The organism is Peribacillus sp. Bi96 (assembly GCF_918698115.1).
In the GTDB taxonomy this organism is placed as follows: Bacteria; Bacillota; Bacilli; order Bacillales; family DSM-1321; genus Peribacillus.
Genome location: NZ_CAKKLV010000001.1, coordinates 336,266 through 349,956 on the forward strand (window position 1 = coordinate 336,266; position 13,691 = coordinate 349,956).

Here is a 13,691-nt window from a genome sequence, read left to right on the forward strand (position 1 = left end):
GAGACAAGGCGATGACTACTTTAAAGAATTCAAAGGGTTTTTGGCTCTCGATCGTGCTCGCACTTATTTTTTTCGGAATCATGCAGTTCTCCATTTCAAGCGGTATGCTCAATCCATTTTATATCAATACACTCATGTTCATCGGGATCAATATCATGCTCGCAACGAGCCTTCATTTAATCATTGGAATAACCGGGCAATTCTCGATCGGACATGCAGGGTTTTTAGCGGTAGGGGCCTATGCTTCGGCCGTAATGACAATGAAGCTGGAATTGCCTTTCATCATAGCCATATTGGCTGGCGGCATCATCGCCGCTGCTGCCGGTATGGTGATTGGGATACCGAGCTTACGTCTGAAGGGGGATTACTTGGCGATAGCAACACTCGGTTTTGGTGAAATTGTCCGGATCGTCCTATTGAATATTGAATATGTAGGCGGGGCAAGCGGAATGCAGGTATCCCATCTGACTACCTGGCCATGGGTATTTGCCTGTGTCATGATCACCGTTATCGTCATCCGTAATTTCACCAATTCGACTCACGGACGTGCATGCATATCCGTAAGGGAAGACGAAACGGCCGCAGATGCAATGGGCATCAATACCACCTATTACAAAGTGGCGGCTTTCGTCATCGGCGCGTTTTTTGCCGGAGTTGCCGGATCGCTTTATGCCCATAATTTCTATATTATCCAGCCATCGAATTTCGGTTTTCTAAAATCCTTCGATATTTTGATTTTCGTTGTCCTCGGCGGACTTGGAAGTCTGTCAGGTTCAGTTTTGGCGGCAATTTTACTGACGATCGTAACAACATTCCTTCAGGATTATCCGGAAACGAGGATGATCATTTACAGTCTTGTCCTGATCTTGATGATGATATTCCGCCCGCAGGGTTTAATGGGGACAAGAGAAATCTCGACACTGTTCACCCATAAAAAGACGAAAGGGGGCAAAAAGGATGGAAGCCACAATACCGTTGCTTAAAGTAGATTCGGTTGGTATCCGTTTTGGTGGATTGAAAGCCGTATCGGATGTGAACGTGGAATTATTTCCAGGGGAACTTGTTGGACTGATCGGACCGAATGGAGCTGGGAAAACGACCTTTTTCAATTTGTTGACGGGCGTGTATGTCCCTACAGAAGGAACGATTGCCTTAAATGGGGAAAATCTAAAAAAACAGCCGCCTTATAAAATTACGAGAAAAGGAATCTCGAGGACCTTTCAAAATATCCGCCTTTTCAGTGAGCTATCTGTGATCGATAACGTAAAGGTTGCGTACCACTCACTTGCCAAGCATGCGATTGTAAGCTCCATATTCAGGTTGTCGGGACATTTTTCCGGGGAGAAGGATATGGATGAAAAGGCGTTGGAATTCTTGAGGATTTTCAACTTGGACCATTTTAAAGATGAAAAAGCGAAGAACCTTCCATACGGGCAGCAAAGGCGGCTGGAAATTGCACGAGCTCTTGCGGCAAATCCGAAACTTCTTTTATTGGACGAACCTGCAGCCGGGATGAACCCGCATGAAACGAAAGAATTGATGAATCTCATTGCTTTTATCCGGAAGGAATTCAATCTTACCGTCTTACTGATCGAACATGATATGTCGTTGGTCATGGGGGTATGCGAGCGGATTTATGTGCTTGATCATGGACAGCTTATCGCTCACGGAAAGCCGGGAGAAATTCGTAACGATCCAAAAGTTATCGAAGCGTATCTCGGCGAGGAGGTTTTATGATGCTGAAAATTGAGGACATCAATGTGTATTACGGGAACATCCAAGCGCTAAAAGGGGTTTCCATGGAGATTAACAAAGGGGAAATCGTCACTTTGATCGGAGCGAACGGAGCGGGGAAAAGCACGTTGCTCAAAACGATTTCCGGACTGTTAAAACCTAAGCAGGGAAAGGTTTTATTCGAAGGAGATCCCATTGGAGGAAAAGCAGCACAGTCCATCGTAAAAATGGGCATATCCCATGTACCTGAAGGCCGCCGTGTCTTTGCCAATATGACCGTGGCTGAAAATCTAGAGCTTGGAGCCTATTTACGAAAAGACAAAGAGGGCATTAAAAAAGATATGGGAAAGGTTTATGAGTTGTTTCCGAGGCTGCTGGAGAGAATCAAACAACAGGCTGGCACACTATCAGGTGGTGAACAGCAGATGCTTGCAATGGGCCGCGCTTTAATGGCGAAACCACGTTTATTACTGCTTGATGAGCCTTCCATGGGACTTGCACCGCTGCTGGTGAAGCAAATATTCAACATCATTCAGGAAATAAGTGAGATTGGTACAACCATCCTTTTAGTCGAGCAAAACGCCAACCTTGCTTTATCCATTGCCGATCGTGCTTATGTTGTTGAAACCGGAAGAATTGTCCTCTCGGGCAAAGCCGAGGACCTTACATCAAGTGAAGAAATTAAAATGGCTTATTTAGGAGGCCATTAAAACCGCCGTTTGGCGGTTTTTTTGTGTAGAATCGATGATTGAATTATGCAAAATATATGAAACGGAATAAAAATACCAAGAAGTTTCATGCAGCATTTTATACATCCGAGATAGTATTATTCAATTTTAATATAGGAATTAAGACTAAAAAAGAAGAAATGAACTGGGGTTAATTCCCTAACTATATGCTTGTATTTTGGTAAAAATGTTATAAATAGGATGGACAAAAAGGGAGAATGAATAAAATTTTTCGAGAATAAAATAAGGGTTTTGCAATATTAATATAATTAAATTATCAGTTTTTTCTGATTTTATCCTTTATTTACGCAATATTTAAAATATATAGATATAAAAATGACAGCGTGCTATCTGTGAAAAATATCCTATTTAACGAAATCTTCTCGTAATTATTGTATAGACGGAATGAAAATTATGCGGTAAACTATTTTTCGAAATATTAATTTAATTTAAAAAATTTCATCTAATCAATTTTTTCTGGGGCGTCTTGAATAAATATTCATGCATCAGAGCGATGATTACAAAATGGAGGGATTATTTATGAAGAAGAAAAAACTAGCAGGTGCATTCCTTTCTCTGACACTTGCTGCAGGTGTGTTAGCAGGTTGTTCCGGCTCTGGATCATCAGAAAAATCAAGCGGGGATGGAGATACGATCAAGATTGGTGTCAACCTTGAATTATCAGGCGGTGTAGCATCATATGGTCAATCAATTGCAGAAGGCCTTGAACTTGCGACAGCAGAAATCAATAAAGAAGGCATTGACGGAAAAAAAATCAAACTTATAAAAGTCGATAATAAATCAGAAGCGTCTGAAGCAACAAGCGGGGCAATCAAGCTGACATCACAAGATCAGGTTGCAGCGATTGTAGGTGCAGCGACAAGTACGAACTCGATTGCACAAGTACAGATTGCACAAGATAATAAAGTGCCAGTCATCTCACCTTCTGGTACAAGCCCTGAAATCACTTTCAGCAAGGATAAATTGAACGATTATATTTTCAGGACAAGCTTCATCGATCCGTTCCAAGGAACGGTTGCTGCGAATTTTGCCACTAAAGAAATCAAAGCAAAAAGTGCAGCCATCTATATTGACAGCTCAAGTGATTATTCAAAAGGATTAGCGGCAGCCTTTAAAGAACAATTCGAAAAAAATGGCGGAAAGATCGTGGCTGAGGAAGCTTACATTGCGAAGGATACTGATTTCCGTTCCACATTGACTCGTCTGAAATCAGCAAAACCTGATTTCATCTTCCTTCCTGGTTACTATGAGGAAGCTGGACTGATCGTGAAGCAAGCACGTGAAACTGGATTGGACGTTCCATTCATGGGCGGCGACGGCTGGGATTCTCCTAAGCTAGTTGAAATTGCCGGTCCAAAAGCGCTAAATAACACGTTCATCACGAACCATTATTCCTCAGGTGACCCTGATGAGAAAATTCAGAATTTTGTGTCTGCATTTAAAGCGAAGTACAAAGATAAATCCCCGGATGCATTTAATGCTCTAGGATACGACACTGGATATTTCCTTGCAGATGCAATCAAACGTGCTGGTTCAGCTGATTCAGAAAAAATTAAAGAAGCATTGGAAAAAACGAAAGACCTTGAGCTTGTAACAGGTACATTTACATTGGATGAAAAACATAATCCAATCAAATCCGCTACCATTCTTGAATTTAAAGAAGGAAAACAAGTATTCAACACTAAAATCAATCCTTAATTTCGGAGAACAAGTCCAACCCTTTCGCCGGCCCTTCTTTCATAAGAAGGTGCTGGCGAATTCTCATTTTTCAAGAATACCAGCTCACAGAAACTTCCCTTAAGTGGATGCAAAGAGTCTGGACTTATCACTTATAAAATTTAGATTTTCAAGGAGAGTCGAACATGGAATTGATACAACAGTTAATAAACGGGGTTTCACTAGGAAGTATTTATGCCCTTATCGCTCTCGGATATACGATGGTTTACGGGATTGTTAAATTGATAAACTTCGCACATGGCGATGTATTCATGGTCGGCTCATTCGTTGGGTTTTACTCGATAACGGTTCTGGATCTGTCATTCGTGCCAGCCCTATTAATCTCGATGACGGTCTGTGCACTCTTTGGGGTGTTGATTGAGCGAATCGCGTACAAGCCATTGCGTAACGCAACACGTATTGCCGCACTTATCACCGCTATCGGTGTTTCCCTTTTGATCGAATACGGATTCATCTACGTTCGTGGTGCACAGCCGGAAGCTTATCCGAATGATGTATTGCCGACGGACAAGTTCAATATTTTCGGAGTTTCCATCAATAGTCAATCCATTTTGATTTTTGGAGTGGCTGTCGTTCTTATGATCATTCTTCAAATCATCGTTCATAAAACAAAAATAGGAAAAGCGATGCGTGCCGTTTCCTTCGATGCGGATGCCGCTAAACTGATGGGAATAAATGTTGATAACACGATTTCTGCCACCTTTGCAATCGGTTCCGCATTGGCTGGGGCAGCGGGCGTCATTTTTGGTATTTACTATATTAAGATCGAGCCGCTTATGGGTGTGCTTCCAGGGTTGAAGGCTTTTGTTGCCGCCGTACTTGGAGGGATCGGGATTATACCGGGCGCGATGGTCGGAGGCTTATTGCTTGGTGTCATCGAGGCTTTGGTCAGTGCAGCCGGTTACTCACTATGGCGTGATGCGGTAGCCTTCGTCGTACTGATTCTTATCTTGATTTTCATGCCACAAGGCTTATTCGGTAAAAATAAAAAAGAAAAAGTATAGGGGAGACAAAGCAATGACTACAATTAAGCGAGCAAAAGGTTTTTGGCTCTCGATTTCACTATCATTGATCTTTTTCGCCGTAGTTCAAGTGTTAATCGGCGGCGGATCGCTAAATCCTTTTTATCAAAATACGCTCATGTTCATCGGAATCAATATCATTCTGGCAGCGAGCCTTCACTTGATCATCGGGATAACCGGGCAGTTTTCCATCGGACATGCCGGATTTCTTGCAGTTGGCGCCTATGCTTCAGCCGTCATGACCATGAAGCTGGAAATGCCATTTGCTTTAGCTTTGATAGTAGGCGGTTTGGTTGCAGCATTGGCCGGGTTGATCATCGGTATCCCGAGCCTGCGTTTAAAGGGTGATTACCTGGCGATTGCGACCCTGGGCTTTGGGGAAATCGTCCGGATCCTGCTTTTGAATATCGATTATGTCGGCGGGGCGAGCGGCATGCAGGTTTCCCATTTGACGACTTGGCCGTGGGTGTTCGCTTCCATTATCGTTACGCTCATCGTCATCAGGAACTTCACAAGCTCTACACATGGAAGAGCCTGCATATCGATCCGTGAGGACGAGACGGCAGCCGATTCGATGGGAATCAATACGACCTATTACAAAGTTGTCGCGTTTGCGATCGGTGCTTTTTTCGCCGGTATCGCTGGAGGGCTATACGCTCATAATTTCTATATCATCCAACCATCGAACTTCGGCTTCCTGAAGTCATTCGATATCTTGATCTTAGTCGTACTTGGTGGTCTTGGCAGCCTGTCGGGAGCCGTATTGGCTGCCATATTACTGACTGTTGTCACGACATTCCTCCAAGATTATCCTGAAACACGAATGATCATCTACAGTCTTGTGCTTATCGTCATGATGATTTATCGTCCACAAGGGTTAATGGGGACAAAGGAAATAACTTCCATGTTCAAACGTAAAGGAGGCAGCAGCCATGAAAACAAAAACACCGCTGCTTAAGGTCGATTCGGTCGGCATCCAATTCGGGGGGCTTAAAGCCGTTTCTGATGTTAACGTCGAGCTATATCCTGGGGAATTGGTTGGCTTGATTGGACCGAACGGCGCTGGGAAAACGACTTTTTTCAACTTGCTGACAGGGGTTTACGTCCCGACGGAGGGCACGATTTCTCTAGAAGGCGAAGACTTGAAAAAAAAGCCGCCATATAAAATCACACAAAAGGGAATCAGCCGGACATTCCAGAACATTCGCTTGTTCAGTGAACTATCCGTGATCGATAATGTTAAAGTTGCCTATCATTCCCTTTCGAAACATAGCATTTTAAGTTCGATCTTCCGTATGCCAATCCATTTTAAAGGGGAAAAAGAAATGGATGATAAGGCGATCGAGTTCCTGAAGATATTCAACCTGGATCAATATAAGGATGAAAAAGCGAAAAACCTGCCATATGGTAAACAAAGGCGTCTGGAAATCGCACGTGCACTTGCAGCCAATCCGAAACTGCTTTTACTGGATGAACCTGCAGCGGGTATGAACCCTCAGGAAACGCACGAACTGATGAACCTGATTGCCCTCATCCGGGAGAAATTCGATTTGACCGTATTATTGATCGAGCATGATATGCCGCTCGTCATGGGTGTTTGCGAACGCATATATGTACTCGATCACGGACAGCTGATCGCTCAAGGACAGCCAGAGGAAATCCGTAACAATCCAAAAGTCATCGAGGCCTATCTGGGCGAGGAGGTTTCATAATGTTAAATATTGAGGACATTAACGTCTATTACGGAAACATTCAAGCCTTGAAAGGGATCTCGCTTTCTATTAATGAAGGCGAAATCGTCACCTTGATCGGAGCGAACGGAGCCGGGAAGAGTACGATGCTGAAAACCATTTCCGGCCTATTAAAACCAAAACAGGGGAAAATCATCTATGAAGGGCAATCCATCGGCGGGAAAGCTGCACAATCCATCGTGAAAATGGGCATTTCCCACGTACCTGAAGGAAGAAGGGTCTTTGCTAACATGACCGTTGAAGAAAACCTTCAGCTCGGGGCCTATTTACGGAAAGACAAGGCAGGCATCAAGCAGGATATGGAGAAAGTCTATGAATTATTCCCACGTTTGCTTGAGCGTTTGAAGCAGCAATCTGGAACCCTATCAGGCGGGGAACAACAAATGCTCGCAATGGGCAGGGCGCTCATGGCCAAGCCCCGGCTGCTATTATTGGACGAGCCATCGATGGGACTCGCCCCATTGTTGGTGAAACAGATCTTTAATATTATTGAAGAAATCAATAAAACGGGTACAACCATCCTACTTGTCGAACAAAATGCCAACCTAGCCCTATCCATCGCAGACAGAGCCTATGTCGTCGAAACGGGCCGAATTGTCCTTTCAGGCAAATCAGAAGAACTGACAGCAAGCGAAGAAATCAAGAATGCCTATTTAGGCGGACATTAAACGGCTTTATAGTACTGTAGGCAAACTCGATAATAATTGAGTTTGCCTACAGTTTTTTTGAGGCTTTTAAAATTTGACTGTTAAATTCCTCTCCAGGCGCCCGTTGCTCCTGCGGGGTCTCCCTTGGACGCGCATTCCCGCAGGAGTCTCGAACACCTGCTCCGATCGACTCTGCATAAAAACTAAGATAGAATTACCGATCGACCACAGTTTTGGAGGGTTTGCCATTGACCGTTGATTTCCACTGCATGCACTCGCTTTCCGCGGGCGGTCCGGGAGCCTCCTCGGCGCTTTTGCGCCTGTGGTGTCTCCCTTGGACGCGTATTCCCGCAGGAGTCTCGCACCTTCCGTTACAATCAACTATGTTTTTGCCTACAAACCTGATAGTGGCTACAGATATGTAGAGTGTTTGTAAAATTTGACCGTTGATTTCCACTGCATGCACTCGTTTTCCGCGGGCGATCTGGGAGCCTCACCGGAGCCTTTTGCTCCTGCGGGGTTCTCCCTTGGACACACTTTTCCCGCAGGAGTCTCGCACACCTGTCCCAATCACATTTGTTTTAATAGGTAAATAGAATCACTTTTGTCGACAATCTGATACCGCTTATAGGGTTTTTTCTTTTGCCAAATTAGCTATTTTCTTGATAAAAATGTTAGTAAATCTACCTTACACAGTATACAATCTAGTTAGGAATATTAGTAGAATGGGTTCATGATCTAACCTCATCCATAGCTATTCTTAATCATACTTTTTTGGAGTGATATCATGTACAAACTTATTGGGGCCATATTGCCGGTGTTGTTACTGTTTATGATTCTGCCAATCTATCAGCCAGAGGCTGTATCTGGAGAAGAAACTCCACAATCCGATGGCGTCATCGTCAAATATAAAGAGACGAACGGTGAGCCGATCAATGATTTGATAGAAAAGGTAGAGGTTCCTAAAGGGGAAACCACAGACAACCTTATCGAGGAACTGGAAGAACAGAGGAATGTGGAATATGCAGAGCCGAACTATCTTTTCAAGAAGATGGAAAGTCCGAACGATCCTGCCTACATAGACCAGTGGCATCATAAAAAGCTTGGAACAAATGCAGCATGGACAAAAACCATGGGCTCCAAGGAAATGATCGTGGCCATCATTGACGATGGGATCGATCGTGGCCATGGTGATTTAAAGGGGAAAATCGTCAATGCCTATGATACGATACGCAATCGGAAGAATATCGTACCAGCAGGGGAGCATGGAACACATATCGCAGGAATCATTGCCGGTTCTGCGAACAATGGCATAGGTGGAGCGGGTGTTGCACCGAATGTAAAACTTATGCCGATCAACGTTTTTGATGGCGAGTATGCCGATACGGCCGATATCATTGATGCCATTCATTATGCCGTTCAGAATAAAGCAAACATCATTAATATGAGTCTTGGAGACACCAGTTATTCGGAAGCATTGAATAAAGCCGTCCAAGAAGCCTATAAAAAAGGCATCCTGATCGTCGCAGCTGCCGGTAATGAAGGGGATATGGGGAAAAATGTACAGCGCGTGTATCCTGCTGCATTCAGCAATGTCATTTCCGTTGCTGCCACTGACAATAGGGACAAGCGTCCTAGTTATTCCAACTACCATTCAACAGTCGATATTGCAGCACCTGGAGATGATATCCTTTCAACCTTACCAAATGGTAAATATGGCTGGATGAGCGGAACATCGATGGCTACGCCAATGGTGACGGGTGTAGCGGCTCTGATTTGGTCCAATGAGCCCAAACTCAACAAAACGGAGGTCGAATACCGCCTCTATGATTCTGCTGTCGACCTAGGTACAAAAGGGAAAGACATCTACTATGGAAATGGGCGGGTCAACGCCAAAAAAGCCTTGGAAATGAAGACGCTGACCAAACCGGCCGTGACAGCGATTTCCGACAAGGACACCAAGGTCACAGGGAAAATCCCAGCTGATTTCAAAACGGGGACGGTCTCCATTTATACCGATAAAAAACAACTTGCCGAAGTGAAGATCAACGGCGAAAAGACGTTTACGGCGACTATCGCAAAACAAACAGCCGGCACGACAATCTTTACAAGAGTCATCGATAAATCGGGAAATAGAAGTGTACCTGTATCATTTAAAGTACAAGATAAAACGGCCCCTGCAAAACCGTCCGTCAATACTGTAGGTGACAACACGGTAAAAGTAACGGGCAAAGCGGAAGCGAGCACTAGCGTCACTATCAAAGCTGGCAGCACGGTTCTTGGCAAAGCAAATGCGAATAGCTCAGGGAAATTTACCGTAACGATATCAAAAAAACAAAAAGCCGGAAAAGTCCTGTTCGTTACAGCCACCGATAAAGCAGGAATTACAAGCTCAATCACTAAAGTGACAGTCGCGGACAAAACAGCACCAGGTAAACCGTCCGTCAACACAGTCAACACAAAAACGACAATAGTGACAGGCAAGGCAGAAGCCAACTCCACTGTATCCATCAAGCAATCAGGAAAAGTGATCGGCTCTGCCACAGCAACGACTAAAGGTACCTATTCGGTTAGAATTCCTAAGCAAAAAGCCGGAAAGAACCTATATATCTATGCCAAGGACAAAGCGAAAAATGTAAGTGAAGCAAGGAAAGTCACGGTTAAAAAGTGATATAGCCGCTAAGCAACAGCCTCCATACTCAATTGGGGGCTGTTCCTATTTATCATGGATGCCCGCATCACTCTTTATTTCCATACATCATTTCAGTGCCTCGGCTGTATAGCTCAATGATGTTACCGAATGGATCTTCACAATAGATTAAATAATAGCGTTTATTTTCCGATGTATTCCATACATCGCCTCGCCGCTTCCCACCAGAAGCCTCAATAATATGAGCATTGCGCATTTTATTAACATGATCGCCAAGAAGATCATTCGTCATATTCGTTTTTTACTCATCACCTGCATTAAACGAGGGACCCGCCAATAATTTGAATCCCAACACCTGCTCGTACCACTTAATCGCAGCATCCAAATCAGGTACAGATAAACCTATGTGGGTAATTGTCGTCATATGTATCCCCCCTGATAATAAAAATACCCTTTTAAGGCGGGGGACAAACGGCTTTTGTTTCGGGACAAAAAAAAGAAGCAATAGCGAATATTGCTTCTTTGATCTTCTGTTGTTTTATCTACGTCGCAATATCGTCCTTCACGAAATCCTTTAAATTTCACCTTCTTCAACCCTCCTCCAATACTCCACTTTACTTATTAATCCTTTTGCATTACAGGTAAGACAATCCGTATAAATATCGTAGGCACCCGTTCCTGCACAAACATGGCATTTCACGTGAGTTTCTGGTATTTCCTTTTGAATGATTGAAAAAAGTTTTGCAATAAACTTCTTAAAATTCATGTCCAAAACTCCTTTTTTTTTATCATACAACGAAAAAAGAAGAAACAAACAGGATATCCGATAATATTACTTAAATCACATAAAACCATTACATACTTTACATGGAATTAAAATTAAATGAACCTGCTATGGATTCAAGGTTTAGTGTGCTCTCGAAGAATCGACCGATTTCTATTCTAATAAAAAAGAACACCCATAAGGTGTCCAATTCATGTGTATTTACTTCATTTTTCTCAAGATCCATAAGTAAGTCAAAATAGAAATCCCCACTGAGACAGCGGCCATGATGTAAATGCTTCTATACCCATACAGATAGCCGATTTGTCCAAAGACAATGGCGCCGAAGCCGATACCAAGATCGAAGAAGGAGTAGAAGGTGGCATTGGCCATGCCTTTGCGATTTCGGGCAGCTTGTTCGAGAGACCAGGCTTGAAGAGCCGGTTGGACAGCACCGAATCCAATGCCGTAAAATATTGCTGCAAGAAACAATATCGTGTTACTTGGCATCCAGGCAAGCAGCAGCATAGCAGCTACGATAAAAAGAGTAGATGGAATGAAGACAGCTTGATGTCCCTTTTGATCATAGATTTTTCCAGCAAACATTCGTGTGAAAATAAGAGCTAAAGCATAAAGAAAAAAGTAACCTTGAATACCTGTCAAACCTTTTTCGATGGTATAAAGCGGTAAGAAGGTAGCGGTCCCGCCAAAAGTTACCGTAATGAAAAAAACAAGAACCGACGGAGCAACAGCGCTTTTTTCATAAATGTTAAACCTATTCGTTTTAGCGCTAGGAGAAGGCGGAGCTACTTTTTTATAGGTAATTGTTGATGCCATGATCCAAGCGACTAGAGTTAATGCACCGCAAAACAAGAACAACTGTTGAAACGATAAAACATCCGCTAAGAAAAGTCCGAGTGACGGACCAAAAGCCATCGCTAAATTACCCGATAAAGTGAAGTATCCCATTCCCTCACCCCGACGCTTTGCTGGGATCAGATCGGAGGCAATCGTACCCGATGCGGTGGTCGTATATCCCCAGCCAACCCCTTGGGCAACCCTCATTGCACATAACAGGAAAATACTCAGCATAAATCCAAACGAGCCAATCGCCACAGCCAAAAAGGCTAGACCGAAAAGGAAAACAAAGCGTCTTCCCTTTGTTTCCAAGGCTTGTCCAGCGAAGGGGCGGACAAGCAGAGCGGAAAATAAAAACATGCCAGCAACTAACCCAATATACCGTTCATTTCCGCCTAACTCTTTTACAAAAAGCGGAAGGGTCGGGGAAGTCATTTGAAACGTTAAAAAAACAAAGAAGTTAGCTAGGAAAATCATAATAAAATCACGCGTCCAGATTTTATTAACAACCGGAAGTTCTTCCGTTAACAAGGGTGCACCCATAATAGTTTATCTCCTTAATCGATAGTGATAATCATTATCATTATACTAAAGATATAGAGAATAAATCCATAAGCAAAAGGAATTAGTGTCTGACAATCATCAGAACGATTTTCCCTACTTAGTACCCCAGGGAAACAATATTTGGGAGATTTGTTAAGAGAACTTATCATTAATATGAAGTTTTAATGTAGGACCTTTCATTTACCATTCATAAGGTATATCATTTGGGAAAATGAGAGATTGAAGGAGTCAATTATGTATAGATTTACAGAGACAGTAATGGAGAAGGAAGAAGAAGATACTCTAAATAGTAGGAAGAAACCGATGGTTGTTAAACTGAATTCTGAAGAACTTGATGACTTTATTCAAAGATTTCCAAATACCGGAGAGTTTATTGGTTTAACCTATCACATCCATGATGATAAGACGGTTACCTTTAACTATCATGCGAACGGCAGAGATCTAGAATTACTGAATTTGGTTAAGTGAATGTACTTTGGACTTTCCAGCAGAAATGCTGGTTTTTATCTGTTACTTTGATGGACATTCGTCATATTTAGTTATTTCTCATCACTTGCTCGTACCACTTAAACGCAGCATCCATATCGGGAACAGATAAACGGAATTTGATTATTTGCTGTCATTAGGTTCCCCCTATAATGTTTTGGAACAAAAAAAGAAGCAATAGCGAATATTGCTTCTTTGATCATCTGTTGTTTCATCTACGCTGCAATATCGTCCTGCACGAAATCCTTTAAATTTCACCTTCTTCAAGCCTCCTCCGATACTCCACTTTACTTATCAATCCTTTTGCATTACAGGTAAGGCAATCCGTATAAATATCGTAGGCTCCAGTTCCGGCGCAAACATGGCATTTAACATGAGTTTCTGGTATATCCTTTTGCATGAATGAAAAAAGCTTGGCAATATACTGCAGAAAAATCATCCCCAAAACCTCCTTTTTTTCAATCATACAACGAAAAAACGCGAAGGAAACAGGGAATACAAGAACATTACTTAAAACTAATAAAACCATTACATAGTTTACATGGGGTTAAAGATTTGCCTGATGGTGATTCAGTGCGTTAATGTCGAGTGATGCAGGGATAGAGACTAAAGAAGCCGCAGTAGAATTAAAAGATAAGGAGAAAGAAGAAAGGGAAGCTTTGATACAAAGTTAAAACCAGAAAATAATAAACAGTAGCCGCTAATCGATTACCTGCATTATAAAACACTT

Annotated in this window: 15 protein-coding genes; 10 read left to right on the top strand and 5 right to left on the bottom strand. The window is 42.8% G+C overall.

The annotated features are described in order from the left end of the window. The first annotated feature begins 11 nt into the window (after positions 1–11). The 9 genes from LQ203_RS01625 (at position 12) to LQ203_RS01665 (ending at position 10,311) form a co-directional block, all read left to right on the top strand. Positions 12–983, top strand: coding sequence for a branched-chain amino acid ABC transporter permease (locus tag LQ203_RS01625; protein WP_230155025.1), 972 nt, complete (start codon positions 12–14; stop codon positions 981–983). Beyond that, the gene (locus tag LQ203_RS01630) at positions 958–1,737 is read left to right on the top strand and encodes an ABC transporter ATP-binding protein (RefSeq protein WP_230155027.1); all 780 of its coding nucleotides are present in this window, start codon (positions 958–960) and stop codon (positions 1,735–1,737) included. The genes LQ203_RS01625 and LQ203_RS01630 overlap by 26 nt, the downstream gene beginning before the upstream one ends. Continuing rightward, positions 1,737–2,444 (top strand): ABC transporter ATP-binding protein, encoded by a 708-nt coding sequence (locus tag LQ203_RS01635; protein ID WP_230155029.1) that lies wholly within the window; start codon positions 1,737–1,739, stop codon positions 2,442–2,444. The genes LQ203_RS01630 and LQ203_RS01635 overlap by 1 nt, the downstream gene beginning before the upstream one ends. Positions 2,445–3,002: 558 nt before the next feature. Further along, positions 3,003–4,181, top strand: a complete 1,179-nt coding sequence (locus tag LQ203_RS01640; protein ID WP_230155031.1) for an ABC transporter substrate-binding protein — start codon at positions 3,003–3,005, stop codon at positions 4,179–4,181. Between the two features lie 164 nt (positions 4,182–4,345). Next, a complete protein-coding gene (locus tag LQ203_RS01645; protein ID WP_230155032.1) occupies positions 4,346–5,224 on the top strand; it encodes a branched-chain amino acid ABC transporter permease in 879 nt (292 codons plus the stop codon). 13 nt (positions 5,225–5,237) lie between these two features. Further along, positions 5,238–6,200, top strand: a complete 963-nt coding sequence (locus LQ203_RS01650) for a branched-chain amino acid ABC transporter permease (protein WP_230155033.1) — start codon at positions 5,238–5,240, stop codon at positions 6,198–6,200. Further along, positions 6,175–6,954: an ABC transporter ATP-binding protein gene (locus LQ203_RS01655; RefSeq protein ID WP_230155034.1), complete on the top strand. Its 780-nt coding sequence runs from the start codon at positions 6,175–6,177 to the stop codon at positions 6,952–6,954. Before LQ203_RS01650 ends, LQ203_RS01655 begins: the two co-directional genes overlap by 26 nt. Continuing rightward, positions 6,954–7,661 carry an ABC transporter ATP-binding protein gene (locus LQ203_RS01660; protein WP_230155035.1) on the top strand — a complete coding sequence of 236 codons (708 nt, stop codon included), beginning with the start codon at positions 6,954–6,956 and terminating at the stop codon, positions 7,659–7,661. Before LQ203_RS01655 ends, LQ203_RS01660 begins: the two co-directional genes overlap by 1 nt. Positions 7,662–8,427: 766 nt before the next feature. After that, positions 8,428–10,311 carry a S8 family serine peptidase gene (locus LQ203_RS01665; RefSeq protein ID WP_230155036.1) on the top strand — a complete coding sequence of 628 codons (1,884 nt, stop codon included), beginning with the start codon at positions 8,428–8,430 and terminating at the stop codon, positions 10,309–10,311. A 67-nt stretch (positions 10,312–10,378) separates the two neighbouring features. Here LQ203_RS01665 and LQ203_RS01670 read toward each other — a convergent pair whose 3' ends face one another. The 4 genes from LQ203_RS01670 to LQ203_RS01685 all read right to left on the bottom strand — a co-directional run bounded on the left by LQ203_RS01670 (position 10,379) and on the right by LQ203_RS01685 (position 12,454). Further along, positions 10,379–10,582, bottom strand: a complete 204-nt coding sequence (locus LQ203_RS01670; RefSeq protein ID WP_230155037.1) for a hypothetical protein — start codon at positions 10,580–10,582, stop codon at positions 10,379–10,381. A 9-nt stretch (positions 10,583–10,591) separates the two neighbouring features. Continuing rightward, positions 10,592–10,714, bottom strand: a complete 123-nt coding sequence (locus tag LQ203_RS01675) for a VOC family protein (RefSeq protein ID WP_230155039.1) — start codon at positions 10,712–10,714, stop codon at positions 10,592–10,594. Positions 10,715–10,864: 150 nt separating this feature from the next. After that, positions 10,865–11,056, bottom strand: coding sequence for a hypothetical protein (locus tag LQ203_RS01680; protein ID WP_230155041.1), 192 nt, complete (start codon positions 11,054–11,056; stop codon positions 10,865–10,867). 219 nt (positions 11,057–11,275) lie between these two features. Next, a complete protein-coding gene (locus tag LQ203_RS01685; RefSeq protein WP_230155043.1) occupies positions 11,276–12,454 on the bottom strand; it encodes an MFS transporter in 1,179 nt (392 codons plus the stop codon). A gap of 255 nt (positions 12,455–12,709) precedes the next feature. Between LQ203_RS01685 and LQ203_RS01690 the strand changes: the two genes are divergently transcribed. Beyond that, complete coding sequence (locus LQ203_RS01690; RefSeq protein WP_230155045.1) at positions 12,710–12,943, top strand: hypothetical protein; 234 nt, start codon at positions 12,710–12,712, stop codon at positions 12,941–12,943. 265 nt (positions 12,944–13,208) lie between these two features. Here LQ203_RS01690 and LQ203_RS01695 read toward each other — a convergent pair whose 3' ends face one another. After that, a complete protein-coding gene (locus tag LQ203_RS01695) occupies positions 13,209–13,400 on the bottom strand; it encodes a hypothetical protein (RefSeq protein WP_230155047.1) in 192 nt (63 codons plus the stop codon). Between the last annotated feature and the right edge of the window lie 291 nt (positions 13,401–13,691).

Bases quoted from the DNA above. Each gene is read 5' to 3' on its own strand.
- LQ203_RS01665 (WP_230155036.1), top strand. From the start codon at position 8,428: ATGTACAAACTTATTGGGGCCATATTGCCGGTGTTGTTACTGTTTATG.
- LQ203_RS01640 (WP_230155031.1), top strand. From the start codon at position 3,003: ATGAAGAAGAAAAAACTAGCAGGTGCATTCCTTTCTCTGACACTTGCT.
- LQ203_RS01660 (WP_230155035.1), top strand. From the start codon at position 6,954: ATGTTAAATATTGAGGACATTAACGTCTATTACGGAAACATTCAAGCC.
- LQ203_RS01655 (WP_230155034.1), top strand. From the start codon at position 6,175: ATGAAAACAAAAACACCGCTGCTTAAGGTCGATTCGGTCGGCATCCAA.
- LQ203_RS01645 (WP_230155032.1), top strand. From the start codon at position 4,346: ATGGAATTGATACAACAGTTAATAAACGGGGTTTCACTAGGAAGTATT.
- LQ203_RS01685 (WP_230155043.1), bottom strand. From the start codon at position 12,454: ATGGGTGCACCCTTGTTAACGGAAGAACTTCCGGTTGTTAATAAAATC.
- LQ203_RS01680 (WP_230155041.1), bottom strand. From the start codon at position 11,056: ATGAATTTTAAGAAGTTTATTGCAAAACTTTTTTCAATCATTCAAAAG.
- LQ203_RS01630 (WP_230155027.1), top strand. From the start codon at position 958: ATGGAAGCCACAATACCGTTGCTTAAAGTAGATTCGGTTGGTATCCGT.
- LQ203_RS01690 (WP_230155045.1), top strand. From the start codon at position 12,710: ATGTATAGATTTACAGAGACAGTAATGGAGAAGGAAGAAGAAGATACT.
- LQ203_RS01650 (WP_230155033.1), top strand. From the start codon at position 5,238: ATGACTACAATTAAGCGAGCAAAAGGTTTTTGGCTCTCGATTTCACTA.
- LQ203_RS01635 (WP_230155029.1), top strand. From the start codon at position 1,737: ATGCTGAAAATTGAGGACATCAATGTGTATTACGGGAACATCCAAGCG.
- LQ203_RS01695 (WP_230155047.1), bottom strand. From the start codon at position 13,400: ATGATTTTTCTGCAGTATATTGCCAAGCTTTTTTCATTCATGCAAAAG.
- LQ203_RS01625 (WP_230155025.1), top strand. From the start codon at position 12: ATGACTACTTTAAAGAATTCAAAGGGTTTTTGGCTCTCGATCGTGCTC.
- LQ203_RS01675 (WP_230155039.1), bottom strand. From the start codon at position 10,714: ATGACGACAATTACCCACATAGGTTTATCTGTACCTGATTTGGATGCT.
- LQ203_RS01670 (WP_230155037.1), bottom strand. From the start codon at position 10,582: ATGACGAATGATCTTCTTGGCGATCATGTTAATAAAATGCGCAATGCT.